This window comes from Devosia sp. (assembly GCF_025809055.1).
Taxonomy (GTDB): domain Bacteria; phylum Pseudomonadota; class Alphaproteobacteria; order Rhizobiales; family Devosiaceae; genus Devosia.
This window is the reverse complement of record NZ_CP075529.1, coordinates 966,678-983,763: the sequence shown is the minus strand read 5'-3', so window position 1 is coordinate 983,763 and position 17,086 is coordinate 966,678. Positions and strand designations below refer to the sequence as shown.

The window sequence follows — 17,086 nt, the reverse complement described above, 5'->3', positions numbered from 1 at the left end:
CGGGATCGCGAGGGCGCGTCACCTATTCAAAATCGCTGTCGAGCGCCTGCAGGGCCTTGAGCAGCAGGCCACGATAGATGGGTTCGCGCTCGTCAGCATGAGCGGCGATGCGGGGAAGGCCGTTGATCTTGCATACCAGGGTGGACTGCAGGGCGGCGACGATTTCGTTGCGCATATGGGGCAGGGCGGCGGCGCCCGGTCCGACGATCAGGACGTGGGCCGGGTCGAGAACCGCCAACATGCGGCCGATGCCATAGCCGATGGCCCGGCCAGCCAGATTGAAGGCGTGGGAGGCGGCACGGTCGCCGGCCTCGGCGCGCTGGATCAGCGCCTGATATTGCTGAGCGGGAACGCTGGGCGCCGGCGTGGCCGTTTCGGGCACAGAATATGCGGTTCGCAGCACGCCGTAGTCGGCGGCGTAGGCCTCGATGCAACCGCGCATGCCGCAACGGCAGAGGGCCCCACCGGCAATGTGGTTCATGTGACCGAACTCGGTAGCCCCGCCATCACCACGCGCCATCATGCGGCCATCCGAGGTCAGGCCCATGGCAACGGTGGAACCGACAAAAACCGTGGCGACGCTGGCTTCATGCAGGGCAGGATCCAGCCAGCGCACGCCCTCGGCAAGCAGCCGGGCGCGCTTGTAGATGGCAACGGGGATGCCGGTGCGTTCCGAAAGCGCGGTGCCGAAGGCCGAACCGGCCAGGGAGGGCACCGGCGACCAGGTCAGCCCGGTACCCGTCTTGTCGAGTATGCCCTGGACTGAAATCGCCATGCGCCTGATCCGACCGGCGGCAGCCTTGTTGCGCTGCATCAGCAGGTGCAGGCGTTCCTCGATGTAGTCCGCAGGGGCCTGGGCCGCGAAGCTGGCCGGGGTGAGGTCATGATCGAGGCGATCGACGAGAATTCCGGCATAGTCCACGAGCGACATGCGCGCGTGATTGACGTCGATCTCGAAAAGGACCGCATAGGCGGCCGAACGGCTGAACCCGACCTGGGTGGGTGGCCGCCCGCGTCCACGAGAATCAGGCCGTTCCGCGACGCGCTCCTCGACCAGCCCCTGGGCGAGCAGGTCGCTCATGATTGCGGTCATGCTGGCATGGCTGAGGCCGGTCAGGCCGGCAAGTGCCGTGCGGGACTGATCGCCCTGGCGGCGCAGAGTCGACAGGACAAGGCCGCGATTCTGCCGGCGCACACTGTCGCTGTCGCTGACCGCTCGCGCCAAGCCCTCGTCTCCCCGCTACGCAACTCAATCGCCAACTGCATATCTCACAAAATGAATTTGTTCGAGACTCGAAATTGAAGTTGACTTGGCGTTGCGGCACATGCGAGACGTTTTTTCGAGCAACGAAATAATGCTCAGGGTGCAGGGTCGCGGCGTTTGAGGGCGCTGGCAGCCGTGCTTGCGGGCAGTACTGCCCATTGGGAGGACATCATGAACAAGTTTGTCGCGGCCTTGCTGGCCACGACTGTGCTCGCCGGTTCGGCGGTTGCACAGGATCAGATCGTTGTTGGCGTGAGCTGGAACAACTTCCAGGAAGAGCGCTGGAAAACCGATGAAGGCGCCATCAAGAGCGTTCTGGACGCGGCCGGCGCCCAGTATATCTCGGCCGACGCCCAGTCGTCCGCCTCCAAGCAGCTGACGGACATCGAAAGCCTGATCAGCCAGGGTGCAGACGTCATCATCGTGCTGGCGCAGGACAGCGAAGCCGTTGGCCCCGCGGTTGCCGCAGCCGTGGCTGAAGGCATTCCGGTGATCGGCTATGACCGCCTGATCGAAAATCCGGACGCCTTCTATCTCACCTTCGACAACAAGGAAGTGGGTCGCCTGCAGGCCGCGGGCGTTGCCGCCGTGCAGCCAGAAGGCAATTTTGTCTTCATCAAGGGCAATTCGGCTGATCCGAATGCCGACTTCCTGTTCGAAGGCCAGATGGAAGTGCTTCAGGCCGGTATCGACGCGGGCACGATCAAGAATGTCGGCGAAGCCTATACCGACAACTGGAACCCTGAAGTCGCCCAGGCGAACATGGAACAGTTCCTGACCGCCAATAATAACGAAGTCGACGCCGTCGTGGCCTCCAATGACGGCACCGCCGGTGGCGCCATCGCGGCGCTCGCCGCCCAGGGCCTGGCCGGCGCCGTGCCGGTTTCCGGCCAGGATGGTGACCATGCCGCTCTCAATCGCATCGCCCTGGGCACGCAAACCGTGTCCGTGTGGAAAGATGCGCGCGAGCTTGGCAAGAAGGCCGCTGAAGTGGCCATCGAACTCGCCGGCGGCAAGGCGCTCAACGAGGTGACCGGCGTGGTGCCGTTTGCCGGTGGACCCAATGGCGTCGAGATGAACGCGTTCTTCATCGCCCCCGTGGCCATCACACAGGACAACCTCAGCGTTGTCATCGATGCCGGTTGGGTGTCCAAGGATGTGGTGTGCCAGGGCGTAGCGGCCGGTTCGGTTGCAGCCTGCGATTGATCGCGTGACAATCTAGGCACAACATGGAGTGCCGCGACCCGACGGTTGCGGCACTTCGTCAATGGACAGCCCCGGCGGAACGGGGACTCGCCACGGGGGAATACAATGGCTGAACCACAGGCCATGTCCGGCACGACGCATCCAAGTCAGCTCGTTCAGAATCCATTGCAGCGCTTCCTGATGGCCACGGAGGTGGACACGCGCCTCCTGGGCATGATCGGTGCGCTCGCCATCATCTGGGTCTCGTTCAATATCTTTTCGGGTGGCCTGTTCCTGACGCCACGCAATCTGTGGAACCTGTCGGTGCAGACTGCCTCGGTGGCGGTGATGGTCACGGGCATGGTGCTGGTCATCGTGACGCGCAATATCGACCTGTCGGTTGGCTCCATTCTCGGGCTCGTGGGCATGGTCATGGGGGTGATGCAAACGCAGGTGCTGCCAGTACAACTGGGCCTAGGGCTCGGGCATCCCATGATCTGGTTGCTGTCGCTGGTCATCGGACTGGCAGTGGGCATGGGGATCGGCGCCCTGCAGGGCAGTATCATCGCCTATCTCAAGGTCCCGGCCTTTATCGTGACGCTGGGCGGCTATCTGGTGTGGCGCGGAGCGGCGTGGTGGGTGACTGCCGGGCGAACCGTGGCGCCCATGGATTCAACCTTCCAGCTCATGGGGGGCGGGCCGTCGGGTTCGATCGGCGCATTCTGGAGCTGGGTGGTTGCAGCCATTGCCTGTGCCGCCATTGTCGGCGCGCTTTATTTCGGGCGCGTGCAGCGGCGGCGGTTCAAGTTTCCGCAGCGGCCGGTCTGGGCCGAGGTGGCCCTTGCGGTCATCGGGTGTGGTGCGACCATCGCTGCGATCGCCGTCGCCAATGCCTATCCCTGGCCGGTGCGGATCGCCGAGAATTTTGCAACCGCCAATAATCTGCCGGTGCCCGAGGGTGGGCTGTTCATCTCGCACGGGATCGCCATCCCGGTGCTGATCGCGGTGGGTGTCGGAGTGGTCATGACCTTCCTTGCGACCCGCACCCGCTTCGGCCGCTATGTCTATGCCATGGGCGGCAATCCCGAGGCGGCGGAACTGGCGGGCATCAATACGCGCTGGGTGACGGTCAAGATCTTCATGTTGATGGGGGCGCTCTGCGCCATCGCGGCGGCCATTTCGACGGCCCGGCTCAACGCGGCAACCAATGCCCTGGGCACGCTGGATGAGCTCTATGTCATCGCCGCGGCGGTGATCGGGGGTACCTCGCTGGCGGGTGGCGTGGGCACAGTGGCCGGGGCCTTGCTCGGCGCGCTGGTGATGCAGTCCCTGCAATCGGGCATGGTGCTGATGGGCATAGACAGCCCGCTGCAATCGATCGTCGTCGGTATCGTTCTGGTCTTCGCGGTGTGGCTCGACACGCTCTACCGCCGGAACAAGCATTAGGAGTTCCGTTCATGCTGGATACCAGCGCACCCCTGGTCGAGATGACCGATATCTCCATCGCCTTCGGCGGCATTCGCGCCGTCGACCAGGCTTCCATCAACCTGCATCGCGGGGAGGTGGTCGGCCTTCTGGGACATAACGGCGCCGGAAAGTCGACGCTGATCAAGGTGTTGTCTGGCGCCTATAAGCGGGATGCGGGCGACATCCGCATCAATGGCGAGGCGGCGACGATCAACAATCCGCGCGATGCCAAGGCCTACGGGATCGAGACCATCTACCAGCAGCTTGCGGTTGCCGACAATGTCGATGCGGCTGCCAACCTGTTCCTTGGCCGGGAGATGACCACGGCCATCGGTACGCTCGATGACGCCGCCATGGAGTCCAAGGCGCGGGAAGTGATGGGGCGGCTCAACCCGAATTTTCGGCGCTTCAAGGAGCCGGTGAAGGCGCTGTCCGGCGGGCAACGGCAATCGGTCGCCATTGCCCGCGCCATCCTGTTCAACGCCCGCATTCTCATCATGGACGAGCCGACGGCCGCGCTTGGACCGCAGGAAACGGCACAGGTGGGCGAACTCATCAAGCAGCTCAAGTCGGACGGTATCGGGATATTCCTCATCAGCCACGACATTCACGACGTGTTCGATCTCGCGGATCGGGTTGTCGTCATGAAGAACGGCCAGGTCGTGGGTGAGGCCAAGACGTCCGATGTAACCAAAGACGAGGTGCTCGGCATGATCATCATGGGCAAGGTCCCGCCGGGTGCAACACCCGGTCCGGGAGCCATCCGCGACTGATCGGCGTTACACCTCAACGGTCAAACGAACCGGACGGGTGGACGGAACATGGCTCGATCAAGCCGAGGCGGGGCAGGGCCCGAGAAGACGGCAACCGGTGCGCGCCGGCACGGGGTCATGACACAGCGAATCATGCCGCGCCTTGCGCCATTCTATGGCGGGCTGGTGGTCGGCGTGATCGTGGCGGTCATCGCTTTGCTGGTTGTGCCCGAATTTGCGATCGGGCTCGGAGCGAGCGGACTGTTCGTGGCCTTTCTGGCGCTGACCGGCATCAAAATGCCGCTGCTGACCGCCGATTATCTCCGAGACCATGCCGGGGAAGAGGATACGCCGGTTGCGGGAATTTTCCTCATCGTCTTCATCGTCATTCTGGCGTCGGTCGTGTCGCTTTTCCTTGCACTGGGCGGCGGCAATCCAGACCCTTGGGAGGTTGCCGTGGGCGTGGGCGCCGTCGTGCTCGGCTGGTTCACGGTCCATGCCATGGGCGCGCTGCATTACGCCTACGAATATTACGAGACATCCGATGGTCCGGACATTGATGGCGGCCTCGGGTTTGCGGGACGGGACGAGCCGGACGGCTACGATTTCCTCTATTTCTCGTTCACGGTCGGTACGTCGGTGGCAACCTCCGACACCAAAGTGGAAAGCCGCAAGATGCGCCGGCTGGTGACAGGGCATCTGGTGTTCTCGCATCTGTTCAACACCATCATTCTGGCATCGGCGGTGAACGTCATTCTGAGCCTGGGCGGCGCCTGATGAGTTGATTGCCACCGGGCGGCCATGCCACCCTTGGCAAAACGATCAGGAGAATCCCATGAAGACCCGCGCCGCCGTAGCCTTCGCCGCCGGAAAACCGCTCAAAATCGTCGATGTTGACCTCGAGGGGCCAAAGGCCGGTGAAGTGCTGATCGAGATCAAGGCGACCGGTCTCTGCCATACCGATGATTTCACCTTGTCCGGAGCCGATCCCGAGGGCCTGTTTCCGTCGATCCTCGGCCATGAAGGGGCAGGAGTGGTGGTCGACGTTGGCGCCGGAGTGACGTCGGTGAAAAAGGGCGATCACGTGATCCCGCTCTACACGCCCGAATGTCGCGAATGCTATTCCTGCCGTTCGGGCAAGACCAATCTGTGCACAGCCATCCGCGCCACGCAGGGGCAGGGGCTGATGCCGGATGGCACCTCGCGCTTTTCCTTCGAGGGCAAGCCGATCTTTCACTACATGGGCTGCTCGACCTTCTCCAACTACACGGTGATGCCGGAAATCGCCGTGGCCAAGATCGACGCTGCCGCGGCCTTCGACAAGGTCTGCTATGTCGGCTGCGGCGTGACCACAGGTATCGGCGCCGTGATCAATACGGCGAAGGTGGAAATCGGCGCGACGGCGGTGGTGTTCGGGCTCGGCGGCATCGGTCTCAATGTCATCCAGGGCCTGCGGCTCGCCGGGGCCGACATGATCATCGGCGTCGATCTCAACAATGGCAAAAAGGAATGGGGCGAACGCTTCGGCATGACCCATTTCGTCAATCCGAGCGAAATCGGCGAGGATATCGTCCCCTACCTCGTCAATCTGACCAAGCGCCGTGGCGATCTTATCGGGGGCGCGGACTATACGTTCGACTGCACCGGTAACACCAAGGTTATGCGCCAGGCGCTGGAAAGCGCGCATCGTGGCTGGGGCAAGTCCGTGGTCATCGGCGTGGCCGGCGCGGGGCAGGAGATTTCAACCCGGCCGTTCCAGCTGGTCACCGGGCGCACGTGGATGGGTACCGCCTTTGGCGGCGCCAAAGGGCGGACCGACGTACCCAAGATCGTGGACTGGTATCTCGACGGCAAGATCGAGATCGATCCGATGATTACCCATACCCTGCGTCTTGAAGACATCAACAAAGGATTCGAGATGATGCATGCCGGCGAGAGCATTCGCAGCGTGGTTGTTTACTGAGGCATGTGGCTGCGACCTCCTGGTTCGACAGGCTCACCATGAGGCCTTTGAGACTGCCGATACGCTACTTTTGGTCGGGGGGCCTTGTTCCACGTTTGTTGAAGGACGAGGGCGGCCGTGGCTGACGACTCTGGCATGATAGAACCTATCATTTTCGTCGATGCCGACGCCTGTCCGGTCAAGGACGAAGCGCGCCGGGTGGCAGAGCGGCTGGGTCTGGTGGTCACCTTTGTCAGCAATGGCGGCATCCGGCCGTCGCGTGACCCGATGGTGCGCGTGGTGGTCGTGCCGGCGGGGGCGGATGCGGCGGATGACTGGATCGTCGAGCAGGCGCGGAGCAACGACATCGTCCTGACCGCGGATATTCCTCTGGCCAGTCGGGCGATCGACAAGGGGTGCCACGTTCTCGGTTTCACCGGAAAACCGTTCACGCCGGCGTCCATCGGCATGGCGCTGGCCATGCGCGACCTCAAGCAGCATCTACGCGAAACCGGAGAAATTGCCGGGCACAATCCTGGCTTTCGACCCGCAGACCGATCGGCCTTTCTCGGTGCCCTCGATGCGCTGGGTAGACGAGCCAAATCCTTGGCGGGTAAGTAGTTCTTAAGATTTCGCGAGGGGAATATTAACCATAATCGCAAATTGTTGGGCCCACGTAATGTTGTGTTGTGGGTGTGCAAGTGCGGTTGGTTCGAGGTCTGGTTGTTGCCGGTCTTTTGGCATGCCTGATGGGCGGTTGTGCAAAGCCGGTTTCTCCGACGGACCATGCCGGTCCGACCGACAGTTTGGTGACCGGCAGCATGCAACGACAGGCTCAGCCGACTATGGCGCAGAAAATGCCCAACCGGTTATTCGGCCATTCGAGCCTGGCCGGGCGCACTCTGGCCGTGGCCAGCACCGCCGATATCGTGCTGCGGCCGGGCGAGGTGATCCTCACATTCGACGACGGCCCGCGGGCCGGCAAGACCCCGGCAATTCTCGATACGCTCGACCGCTATGGCGTCAAGGCAACTTTCCTGATGCTGGGATCGGCGGCGCGCGCCAATCCTGCGCTGGCCCAGCAGGTTGCCCAGCGTGGGCACACTGTGGGCAGCCATACCTATAGTCATGTCGATTTGGGGACCCTCGACAGGCAGGCGGCGCTTGAGGAAATTGCCAAGGGCGAGGCCGCTGTTTCGGCGGCGCTGGCGGGCAGCGGCGAGGCCATGTCGCCCTTCTTCCGCTTTCCCTACCTGTCGCAGACCGGGTATCTGCGCACGACCCTGCTGCAGGGGGACCTTGTGGTGCTCGACGTCGATATCGACAGCAAGGACTACTATAGCGACAGCGCCCAGGCAGTGGCCGAGCGCACGCTGGAACGGCTGGACGCCCGCGGTAGCGGCATCGTGCTGTTCCATGACATCCACCAGCGCACAGTCGACATGCTGCCCGATTTCCTGGCGGAACTCTCGGCGCGAGGCTATTCAGTGGTGACGCTGGCGCCCAAGAATGGCGGGGTCTTTGCCCGCAGCATCATTACGGCCGAACTTGACGCCCTGCGCGGCGGCTACTGAGAGCCACTATTTCCAGATGCGGACGTGGCTTGCGGAAAGCTTATGCCGGGGCAGGGCGGGAAGCAGCATGTCCATCAAAGCGGCAATGGAAGGTCGATTGGAGCTGCCGGACCTGACAAATGTGCCGTTGGCCGTCACGTCGTAGCCTGCCAGCATCCGTTCGGCCAAGGCCTTGCCCTCACGCACGATTCGACGTTCGAAAAGGGGCTGTCCGGCATTGGGTACGCGCATTTCGGCCTCGCTCAATGGTTAGCGAAGTCTTAACGCATTGGGTGGCCTGCCGTCCAAGCCAGATTGGCTTAATGGTTTATTTCGAAGGGCGTCAGCCTTCGTCGTCCTCGACATCGACCAGATAGACCGAGATTTCGAGGTCGATGCCATGGCCGGCAATTGCCGCGGCGGCGTGGGCCGGCAGCCGGGCGGACATGGCCTCGCCATCCGGTGGGTAGTCGAAGGCGATGTCGAGCACGGCCCTGCCGATGCGCCGATCCTCGAGCATGGCGGCGATAGTGGCTCCCGAGCGGTCGGCAAGATCAAGAATGGCCCGCACCGGATTGTTCACGGGCACTTCGATCTGCGCGTAAAAACTACCCTCGGCGTCCTCGGTCTCATAGCGCACGACCAGTTGGCGCGTGGCGACCTCGAGATCTTTCTGGGAGAGCATAACGCCGCTCAATCGCAGTGCCATGGCAAAGGGTTCGAACGCGCTCACGGCTTTTCTCCGGCCGTCGCCGCGAAGAGAGCAATCGCCGCAGCGTTGGAGACGTTGAGCGACTTGATGGGGCCAGGCATGTCGAGGCGCACCATCTCGTCGCAGAGTTCGCGGGTGCGCTGGCGCAGGCCTTTGCCCTCGGCGCCCAGCACGATGGCCAGCGGCTTGCCGCCCCCGCGGGGTTTCAACTGTTCTTCAGCTTCTGAATCAAAGCCCAGGACCAACATGCCGCGCTGTTTGAGTTTTTCGAGTGCATCTCCCAGATTGCGCACCTCGATCATCGGTACGAGATCGAGTGCGCCCGACGCTGCCTTGGCCATGACCCCGGTTTCGCGGGGCGAGTGCCGGGCGGTGGTGATGACGGCATTGGCACCAAAGGCACAGGCGGTGCGCAGGATGGCGCCGACATTATGTGGGTCAGTCAGCTGGTCGAGGACCACCACCAGGCGTGGCTCGTGGATATCATCGAGACCGAAGCGGCTCACGGGGTCGACTTCAAGCGCCACGCCCTGATGCACAGCCTCGCCGCCCAGCAGCCGGTCCAGTTCCTTCGGCGTGGTTTCGGTCACCTTGACCTTGCCGATCTCTCCGCCTTCCTTGAGGCGATTGAGTCCGTTTGGCGTCGCCAGCAGGATTTTCTTGACCCGGGACGGGTTGTCGAGCGCCGAGCGCACCGTGTGCAGGCCATATAGATAGACCGGCCCGGTGTCGGGATCGTATTTCGGTTTGGGCGGGAACTTGTTGCGGCTCATGGCCGAGCGGTAGCTTTTTTGCCGGCGCTTCGCAAGCGGTGCCAAAACCTAGCCGAGGTCGCGGAGGCCGTATTTTTGCATCTTCAGATAGAGGGTCTTTCTGGAAATGCCCAGCGCATCGGCAGTTCGGCCTGCCCTGAAGTTGTTGGCGCGCAGGGCCTGGGCGATGGCGACCACTTCCGCCTGGTCCCGGTGGCCCTGCAGGGTGGTGTCATCCACCTCAGCATGAGAAGGGCTTAATTCGTCCAAGCCAAGGAAGTATCGTTCCGCCCGATTGCGCACCTCGCGAACGTTTCCCGGCCAATCGTGCGTGGACAGAAATTGCCTCAGAGCAGGGGACACCGCCGGCGGCGGCTGCCCCTCGCGTTCGGCGGCGAGGGCGAGGAAGTAGTCAAACAGCAAGTCGGCGTCGCCCGGCCTTTTGCGCAAAGGTGGAATATCGATGCGCGCCACATCGAGCCGGTAGGCGAGATCCTCCCTGAACAGCCCACGCCTGCTGCGCTCGACAAGATCTTCCTTGGCGGCGGTCACCACGCGGAGCTTGACGGGCACTTCGCGGTTTGAGCCGAGCCTGACCACGCGCCGCTCCTGCAACACGCGGAGCAGCCGGACCTGGGCCGCCATCGGCATCGCTTCAATCTCGTCCAGGAACAGTGTGCCGCCATCGGCGTATTCGACCATGCCAATCCGCTGCTTCCCAGCCCCGGTAAAGGCGCCAGCTTCGTGGCCGAAAAGCTCGGATTCGATCATGCTCTCTGCCAGCGCACCGCAGTTTACCGCGACGAAAGGGCGGTCCCGTTCGCCGCTAAAGTCATGCAGGATCCGGGCGGCCACCTCTTTGCCGGTGCCGGTCTCTCCCAACAGGAGAACATCGACGGAGCTCGTTGCCAGTCGCGCCAGTGTGTCCCTGAGCTTCGCCGTTGCAGGTGCAGATCCCAGAACGCGTCCTTCGATCGAATACATGTCCCGCGAGGCAGTCTTGAGGCGTCTGTTCTCCAATATTGCCGCTCGGTGCACCATCGCCCGCTTGAGTGACTGAACAAGCACCAGAGGGTCGGCGGGCTTTTCAAAAAAGTCCCAGGCGCCATTTCGCAGGGCCTGGACTGCCATTGGCACATCGCCGTGGCCCGTCAGCAATAGGACGGGGATCTGTGTATCAATGGCCTGCACGCGGGTGAGCAGGTCCAATCCGTCGATTACTGGCATCCGTACATCGGTAAGGACGACTGCCGGGGTTTGGGGCGACAGTGCCAACAGTGCCTGATCTGCCCTTGAGAAAGGCAATACCCGGAGCCCTTCGATCTGAAACGACTCGGTCAGGGCATCAAGGACCTCTGGATCGTCGTCGCAAAACAGGACTTCTACGTCAGTCACGGGCCCAGTCCTTGAGTTCAAGTATAAATACACTGCCGGAGGGGGAACTGCTCTCAAGAACCAGTCTGCCGCCAAAGTCGCGCGCTATGTTAAAGGAAATCGACAGTCCCAGGCCGAGGCCGGCGCCGGGGGCTTTTGTTGTGAAGAACGGGTCGAATATCTTGTCTTGCTCATCGGCCGAAATACCAGGGCCGGTATCACGCAACCGAACCTGAATGGACCCAGGTCCCCTCTGTAGTTCAACGTCTATCCGCCGTTCGGTGCGCCCGGCCATGCAGTCCATGCTGTTTGCAAGAAGGTTGATAAGGACCTGCTCAAGTCGCACCGGTTCGGCGCGCGCATCAAAGGTATCGGCGTTTGCGGGTTCGACCGAAATTACCACCCCTTCAGTTTCCAGCCGATGCGAAAGAAGCGCTATGGCTTCCGTCATCGATGCGCGCACGGACGTGCGTTCGAGGGTGTCTTCGGGTCGACGGGCAAATCGCCGAATGTGCGAAATCTGATTGCTCATCCGCTCGATCAGCCCAGTGATTTTTTCGAGCGAGACCTTTGCGGAGGCGACGTTGCCCCGATCGAGCTGGCGAGAGCCGTTAAAGGAATGCGATCTCAGGGCTGACAGGGGCTGGTTGAGTTCGTGGGCAATGCCAGTTGCCATTTGACCCAAGGCGGCCAGCTTTGCCGACTGGATGAGGTCATCGCGGGTTTGCCGGAGTTGCTCAAGAGCGGTGGAAAGTTCCCCAAGTTCACCATTGCGCGGAAGTGGTTCAGTGCTGGCCGGCAGACCTTGCGAAGCATTGACCGCCTCTTCGGCCAACCGCCGGATGCCCGCGACGATGTTCCGATAGACATAAAAATATGCCACGGCCCAAGCCCCACCTATCGACAGGGCGACGATCGTGATCAGCAGAACGCGGCCAATCATCAGTACCGTCTCGACGCTGCTTGATGCCGCACGGGATACCGCCTCGCTTTCGCTGACCTCAAGGCCAATTTGCGCATTGAGTGCTTCCACCGCCCCCTGCGCAGAAACGATACTGGTCGTGATGTCCGTCAGAATGTCCAGTTCACCAAACTTGAGGGCAGGTAGCCCGTTCTCGCGGTCCGATAGGCTCAGCACGCGCGACGCGAGCTGTCTCACTGTAATGCTGTCTGACCAGGCCGTAAGGACCTCGATACTGCGTGACAGATCGTCTGTGCTGTCATCGAGAAATGCCAGTGCGTCACTGACACCCGAGCGGCTGGACAACTCGGAAAACCGAGACAGCAGTCCAACGGAAAGGTTGGCCTGTGCCAAAGTCGTCAACAGTGCCTCGCTACGAGCGGACTCGCGCAGAACGCTGTCGGGAGCCGCTGCAATCTGGAGATCCTGGGCAATATTGAATCGCGCATCGTCGATCAGCGGTTCAATCTCGACAATCAGGTCTGCCTGGAGCCATCTTAGTTCTTCAACCAGTTCACGCTGTCGCGCCGCGAGGTTGAACCGCAGCAATGCCAGCACCTCCAGCGCCTCAAGGTTTTCGGTGAGCTCGTGTTGCCGATCATGAAGCGAGGCGTTGTCACGCCATTCTGACGAACTGCTGATCGCACTTTCAAGCCGGGCAAACCGCTCCCTGGCTTCCTCAAAAAGCGTTTCGAATTCGGCAAGAGTTTCCGCGCGAGACAGCAGGGCCACGCTGGCATTGATGTCTGCCCCGGTCCGCGCAAGCCGTGTCGCGGCCGACAGTCGCGGCAATTCATGCTGGGCGATGCGCTGCATTTCAATGGACAGCCGCTCGTAGAGCAGCAGCCCGGCAAGGCAAGTGAGGCTGGAGAGACCGACAACCAGTGCAAAGGCAAGCGCGATGCGCGTCGCAATGCCCCATCGTGACCGAATGGGCCGCAACGTCAGGTCATTGGGTCGCTGGGTTACTTGCAACACGTTCCAACTCGCTTGCAATCATAGACAGGCGGCCGCTCACAGCCTGAGAAATCTCTTCAGAAACCTCCGGCATCTCCTCAATCGGCCCACCGTATCCAGCGTCATTTGGAATGGCCATAAGCTCTAGCGCCCGCAATTCGTCGATGGGCGGTTGGGTGAGCAGCGAAATGAGTGAACGAGCGCTGGTTGCGTCCATAGTGTTGACCCGAGCCCAGATTGCGCTGATCTCGCTTCGATGGTCCACAATCCAGGCGTCAAACAAGGCATTGACCAGTCCGTAGCGGTGCGCCGAAAGGGCGGCATCAAACGTGGCACCATTGTCCAGCAACGGGGCAGGCAGGCGGGTGCCGCGCTTGGCAAGAGCAAGCGTACGCAGTTCATCGATCACCGGAATGCGACCAAGCTGGGGGGACATCAGCATGAGTTGGACGTCCGTCGACAGGAGAAAGTCCACAAACGCAGCACCAGCGGTTGGGGACGCGCTGCGCTCCAGTACGGCGACGCTGGCCGGCACAAGAAACAGCGGATCCAAGACAGCGAATGCGATCGCGTCGGAGGATCGTTCGACCGTGGCCAAAAAGTCTATGCTTGGTCCCAGGCCAAATCGTGCTTGCTCGATGCCGTCGGCGATACCAAAACTGCGCGCGGTGATGGTGGACAGATTACCACCCATTCGTGCGATCAGTGCCCAGCCCTGATCCCAGCCATATGTCTGCAAGATCGCCTCAACGATAAAATGCGTTGTTCCGGATCGCGAGGGGGAGGTGACGCCCACATGCCCCCAGTACGCCGGTAGGGTCAGATCTGACCAACGTCGCGGAACCGGCAAATCGTGGCGTGCAAGATAGTCGGGATTATAGGCAGCCCCAAAAGTTGAGAATGCGAAGCCAAAGTAGGTGTTGTCCACGTCATTGACCGGATAACCGGCGACGGTCCGGTCTTCCAGCGGCGTCGACACCTGCAGTACGGCCAGTTGGTTCTGGCTTTTGAGCAGTTCGAAGGCGTCCGGGGAAGACGCCCAGAACACATCAACATCAACCCTGTCGCGCTCGAGCAGAAATCGGACGGCGCTGGTCGTGCTGCGTTGCACGATTTCAACTGTGATATCGGGGTGCGATTGCTGGAATTTCTCGGTGATAGGCTCATAAAAGGCCGGCGGGAACGATGTCAGGATGATCAGGTCCTCGCCATGCCCCGCCGGAACCTGTCCCACGAGGGCCAGAAGCGCAATCAATGGTCGTACGGCCCAGATTAGTTTTGACACTTGCACATCCTCCTCATGTGCGGGTGAACGGGCACGGCGCTAAGGCCGTGCCCAGGCTGTTATTGGTTCAACCACAGCATTGCATCCTGAGGCAGAAAAACCTCCATCTGAGCTCCCACCGCACGTACCTGGCCTTCGCTTTGGAACGGGGTTTCGACGAGAATAGTATCCGAACCCATCTTGAGTACATACCGCACTGAAGAGCCCAGAAACTCGATCGTTTCCACCACTCCCGGCAGGAGTGCATCGGTGGGATCGTTGCGGCTCAGGCTGCAATGCTGGGGTCTGAATACAAGCTTGGCACCTTCTGGCACTTCGGCCTTTTCACCAACGGTCAGGGCGACGGAGCCCGCGGTGGTAAAAATACGCGTGCCGCCTTCGCCGCTCAGTGTTCCTTCCACGATGTTGGCCGTGCCAAGAAAGCTTGCGACAAACAGATTGTCCGGCTTGGCGTACAAGTCCATGGGACGCCCGACCTGCTGGATCTCGCCTTCGCTGAATACCGCTATCCTGTCGCAGATCGTGTTTGCCTCTTCCTGGTCGTGAGTCACAAATATTGCAGTAAGCCCAAGACTTTGCTGAAGGTCCCGCAGTTCCTGACGAACCTGCACACGCATCTTCGCATCCAGGTTGGAAAGCGGTTCGTCGAGAAGAAGGACTTTTGGGCGAATGGCGATCGTCCGGGCCACGGCCACACGCTGTTGCTGGCCGCCGGAAAGTTGCGAGGGGCGCCTCTCCGCGAGGTGACTCATTCCGACCAGTGCCAGTGCAGCATCGACGCGCGCGTCGATCTCGGAGCGTGGCAATTTGCGCTCCTCAAGGCCAAAGGCGACGTTCTTGCGAACCGTCATATGTGGCCAAAGAGCGTAGGACTGAAACACCATGCCTACATCACGTTCCCAGGGGGGCGTGCCCTCAAGCTCAGTTGAGCCCACGGCCACGCTTCCAGAGCTTGCCGAAAGAAAGCCGGCGATCAGGCGGAGCAGGGTGGTCTTGCCGCAGCCCGACGGCCCAAGAAACGCGAACAGTTCACCCGGCTGGATTTCGAGATTGATGTCCTTCAGGACATGAAGAGGACCATAGTGGACGTTGACCCCGCGAATGCTGATCGGTTGAGGATTGATCGGGGCAACCTGCGTACGAGAGATGTCGAGTGGCTTGGTCATTTTTTCATTCCAAGGGATTTCTGGCTGCGTTCGATGACGATGTGCGACACGAATGTGCAGACGGCGACAAGGATAACGGCAATCACGCCAAGTGCTGCTCCGGGGCCGCGACCGGCGGGAGACTGCATGAACATATAGAGGCCATAGGCAATTGGTGCCTCGCTGGTCGATTGGATCAGCATGAGCGTCGCCGACAACTCCACAGCGGCTGTCGCGAAGCTGGTGACAAATCCAGCCAACAATCCGCCCAGCATGAGTGGCAGTACGATGCGCCGAACGGTCCGGCTCTTGTTGGCCCCAAGATTTTCGGCCGCCTCCTCAAGTGAAACCGAGATCTGCTGCATGGCAGCAAAAACGGCACGCAAGGCGTATGGAAGACGCCGGATGGCCAGTGCGAGGATCACCATGATTGGCAGTGTTGCCAGGGGTGTACCGTCGGGCAATGTCACGTCGTAGAACGTGCGCAAATATCCGATCCCCAGCACGACCCCGGGGACGGCCAAGGCCGCCGACGCGGCCCAATCGAGCCATTGCCGACCAAAGAGTTTCGTGCGGAGCACGAGATAGGCGATACCCCCGCCGATCACCACGTCGATCAATCCGGCCGTCGAGGCGTAAACCAGGGTGTTTCGGATGTAGATCGAGCTCTCCCCGATGACGCGGCCATAATGGGCAAGGGTATAGCCATCGGGCATCGGGCTGAACGACCAGATGGTGGCAAAGGACAGAAGCAACAATCCGATGTGGGGCGACAGCACCAGCAGCAGTACCAGCCCGACAACGCCATAGGCGAGGACCGCCTCCCCGCGGTTCAATTTACGCCTGGCCAGGCCTCCGCCGCCGCGCTGGACAGTAGAGTAGTCGCGGCCTTTCATGATGGCGACCGAGCCCCACATGGCAAAGATTGAAACTGCGATCAGGATTGAGGCAATGACGTAGCCCATTGGGTCAGTCAAACCGATGGACGTCACGCGCAGATAGGCCTGGGGGGCCAGCATGTCCTTGACATTGAGCAGTAGGGGAGTGGCCAGATCGTCAAAGACTTTGACGAAGACAAGGGCGGCGCCGGCGAGATATCCGGGCATTGCGAGCGGAAAAACAATCTTGCGGAACAACCGGAAACCGCTGGACCCGAGGTTCTGAGCCGCTTCCTCCATTGAACTGTCTATCTGACGCAGGCTGTTGGAGACGTTGATCAGAATGAATGGGAAATAGTGCAGCGACTGCACGAAAATAACACCATTCAAACCCTCCATGAACGGGAGCCTGATGCCGAAATTCTGCTCGAGCAGCAGGTTGACGGTGCCATTGCGGCCAAACAGCAGTTGCATGGCCACGGCACCAACGAAAGGCGGCATGATCAGTGGCAGGAACCCCAGGGTCTGGATCAGTACTGACCCGCGAAATTCAAATCGCGTTGTAATGACGGCCAAGGGGAGCGCGAAGATGCTGGCCCAGACTACCGACATTGCCGAGACATAGAGTGAGTTGGCAAACGAGCGCTTGAACAGGTCGTTTGAAAAAAAGTCGACAAAGTTGACGAGGGTGAATGCGCCCGTGCCTTTCTCGGTGAATGCAACGTAGATGACGGTACCTGCAGGGATAAGCAGGAAGATCGCCAAAAACGCTGCGATGCCGAGCATGAGCAGCACGAGACCAGACACCCGCCGCCCGGCCTTGGCCTGGGGTAAGCTGATATCAGCCATCGGATTATCT

General features: G+C 61.2%; 16 protein-coding genes. 7 read left to right on the top strand and 9 right to left on the bottom strand.

Annotated features, from left to right (window positions below):
- Positions 1–22: 22 nt before the first annotated feature.
- Positions 23–1,225 carry an ROK family transcriptional regulator gene (locus KIT02_RS04815; RefSeq protein WP_297582915.1) on the bottom strand — a complete coding sequence of 401 codons (1,203 nt, stop codon included), beginning with the start codon at positions 1,223–1,225 and terminating at the stop codon, positions 23–25.
- Between the two features lie 210 nt (positions 1,226–1,435).
- Between KIT02_RS04815 and xylF the strand changes: the two genes are divergently transcribed.
- From xylF to KIT02_RS04780, 7 genes are all read left to right on the top strand, one after another.
- Positions 1,436–2,470 carry a D-xylose ABC transporter substrate-binding protein gene (gene xylF, locus KIT02_RS04810; RefSeq protein ID WP_297582913.1) on the top strand — a complete coding sequence of 345 codons (1,035 nt, stop codon included), beginning with the start codon at positions 1,436–1,438 and terminating at the stop codon, positions 2,468–2,470.
- A 123-nt stretch (positions 2,471–2,593) separates the two neighbouring features.
- The gene (locus KIT02_RS04805; RefSeq protein ID WP_297585113.1) at positions 2,594–3,895 is read left to right on the top strand and encodes a sugar ABC transporter permease; all 1,302 of its coding nucleotides are present in this window, start codon (positions 2,594–2,596) and stop codon (positions 3,893–3,895) included.
- A gap of 11 nt (positions 3,896–3,906) precedes the next feature.
- Entirely contained in the window at positions 3,907–4,689 is a 783-nt protein-coding gene (locus KIT02_RS04800; protein WP_297582911.1) for an ATP-binding cassette domain-containing protein, read from the top strand.
- A 117-nt stretch (positions 4,690–4,806) separates the two neighbouring features.
- Positions 4,807–5,445 carry a DUF1345 domain-containing protein gene (locus KIT02_RS04795; RefSeq protein ID WP_297582909.1) on the top strand — a complete coding sequence of 213 codons (639 nt, stop codon included), beginning with the start codon at positions 4,807–4,809 and terminating at the stop codon, positions 5,443–5,445.
- A gap of 58 nt (positions 5,446–5,503) precedes the next feature.
- The gene (locus tag KIT02_RS04790) at positions 5,504–6,631 is read left to right on the top strand and encodes an S-(hydroxymethyl)glutathione dehydrogenase/class III alcohol dehydrogenase (RefSeq protein WP_297582907.1); all 1,128 of its coding nucleotides are present in this window, start codon (positions 5,504–5,506) and stop codon (positions 6,629–6,631) included.
- A 135-nt stretch (positions 6,632–6,766) separates the two neighbouring features.
- Entirely contained in the window at positions 6,767–7,231 is a 465-nt protein-coding gene (locus KIT02_RS04785) for a YaiI/YqxD family protein (RefSeq protein WP_297582905.1), read from the top strand.
- A 236-nt stretch (positions 7,232–7,467) separates the two neighbouring features.
- Entirely contained in the window at positions 7,468–8,184 is a 717-nt protein-coding gene (locus KIT02_RS04780; RefSeq protein ID WP_297582903.1) for a polysaccharide deacetylase family protein, read from the top strand.
- Positions 8,185–8,190: 6 nt separating this feature from the next.
- Here the strand turns inward: KIT02_RS04780 and KIT02_RS04775 are convergent, their stop codons facing one another.
- The 8 genes from KIT02_RS04775 to KIT02_RS04740 form a co-directional block, all read right to left on the bottom strand.
- Entirely contained in the window at positions 8,191–8,415 is a 225-nt protein-coding gene (locus tag KIT02_RS04775; RefSeq protein ID WP_297582901.1) for a hypothetical protein, read from the bottom strand.
- 91 nt (positions 8,416–8,506) lie between these two features.
- On the bottom strand, positions 8,507–8,896 hold the full coding sequence (locus KIT02_RS04770; RefSeq protein WP_297582899.1) for a hypothetical protein: 390 nt from the start codon (positions 8,894–8,896) through the stop codon (positions 8,507–8,509).
- Positions 8,893–9,648 carry a 23S rRNA (guanosine(2251)-2'-O)-methyltransferase RlmB gene (gene rlmB / locus KIT02_RS04765; protein ID WP_297582897.1) on the bottom strand — a complete coding sequence of 252 codons (756 nt, stop codon included), beginning with the start codon at positions 9,646–9,648 and terminating at the stop codon, positions 8,893–8,895. Before rlmB ends, KIT02_RS04770 begins: the two co-directional genes overlap by 4 nt.
- Positions 9,649–9,696: 48 nt before the next feature.
- Positions 9,697–11,022 (bottom strand): sigma-54 dependent transcriptional regulator, encoded by a 1,326-nt coding sequence (locus tag KIT02_RS04760; protein WP_297582894.1) that lies wholly within the window; start codon positions 11,020–11,022, stop codon positions 9,697–9,699.
- Positions 11,015–12,940, bottom strand: coding sequence for an ATP-binding protein (locus tag KIT02_RS04755; protein WP_297582891.1), 1,926 nt, complete (start codon positions 12,938–12,940; stop codon positions 11,015–11,017). Before KIT02_RS04755 ends, KIT02_RS04760 begins: the two co-directional genes overlap by 8 nt.
- Entirely contained in the window at positions 12,912–14,204 is a 1,293-nt protein-coding gene (locus KIT02_RS04750; RefSeq protein WP_297582889.1) for an extracellular solute-binding protein, read from the bottom strand. The genes KIT02_RS04755 and KIT02_RS04750 overlap by 29 nt, the downstream gene beginning before the upstream one ends.
- Before the next feature lie 59 nt (positions 14,205–14,263).
- Entirely contained in the window at positions 14,264–15,370 is a 1,107-nt protein-coding gene (locus KIT02_RS04745; RefSeq protein ID WP_297582887.1) for an ABC transporter ATP-binding protein, read from the bottom strand.
- On the bottom strand, positions 15,367–17,076 hold the full coding sequence (locus KIT02_RS04740; RefSeq protein ID WP_297582886.1) for an iron ABC transporter permease: 1,710 nt from the start codon (positions 17,074–17,076) through the stop codon (positions 15,367–15,369). The genes KIT02_RS04745 and KIT02_RS04740 overlap by 4 nt, the downstream gene beginning before the upstream one ends.
- Between the last annotated feature and the right edge of the window lie 10 nt (positions 17,077–17,086).

What these genes read in the sequence shown, in the direction of transcription:
- xylF (WP_297582913.1), top strand. Translation starts at nt 1,436, where the DNA reads ATGAACAAGTTTGTCGCGGCCTTGCTGGCCACGACTGTGCTCGCCGGT.
- KIT02_RS04805 (WP_297585113.1), top strand. Translation starts at nt 2,594, where the DNA reads ATGTCCGGCACGACGCATCCAAGTCAGCTCGTTCAGAATCCATTGCAG.
- KIT02_RS04800 (WP_297582911.1), top strand. Translation starts at nt 3,907, where the DNA reads ATGCTGGATACCAGCGCACCCCTGGTCGAGATGACCGATATCTCCATC.
- KIT02_RS04795 (WP_297582909.1), top strand. Translation starts at nt 4,807, where the DNA reads ATGACACAGCGAATCATGCCGCGCCTTGCGCCATTCTATGGCGGGCTG.
- KIT02_RS04790 (WP_297582907.1), top strand. Translation starts at nt 5,504, where the DNA reads ATGAAGACCCGCGCCGCCGTAGCCTTCGCCGCCGGAAAACCGCTCAAA.
- KIT02_RS04785 (WP_297582905.1), top strand. Translation starts at nt 6,767, where the DNA reads ATGATAGAACCTATCATTTTCGTCGATGCCGACGCCTGTCCGGTCAAG.
- KIT02_RS04780 (WP_297582903.1), top strand. Translation starts at nt 7,468, where the DNA reads ATGCCCAACCGGTTATTCGGCCATTCGAGCCTGGCCGGGCGCACTCTG.
- KIT02_RS04775 (WP_297582901.1), bottom strand. Translation starts at nt 8,415, where the DNA reads ATGCGCGTACCCAATGCCGGACAGCCCCTTTTCGAACGTCGAATCGTG.
- rlmB (WP_297582897.1), bottom strand. Translation starts at nt 9,648, where the DNA reads ATGAGCCGCAACAAGTTCCCGCCCAAACCGAAATACGATCCCGACACC.
- KIT02_RS04745 (WP_297582887.1), bottom strand. Translation starts at nt 15,370, where the DNA reads ATGACCAAGCCACTCGACATCTCTCGTACGCAGGTTGCCCCGATCAAT.
- KIT02_RS04740 (WP_297582886.1), bottom strand. Translation starts at nt 17,076, where the DNA reads ATGGCTGATATCAGCTTACCCCAGGCCAAGGCCGGGCGGCGGGTGTCT.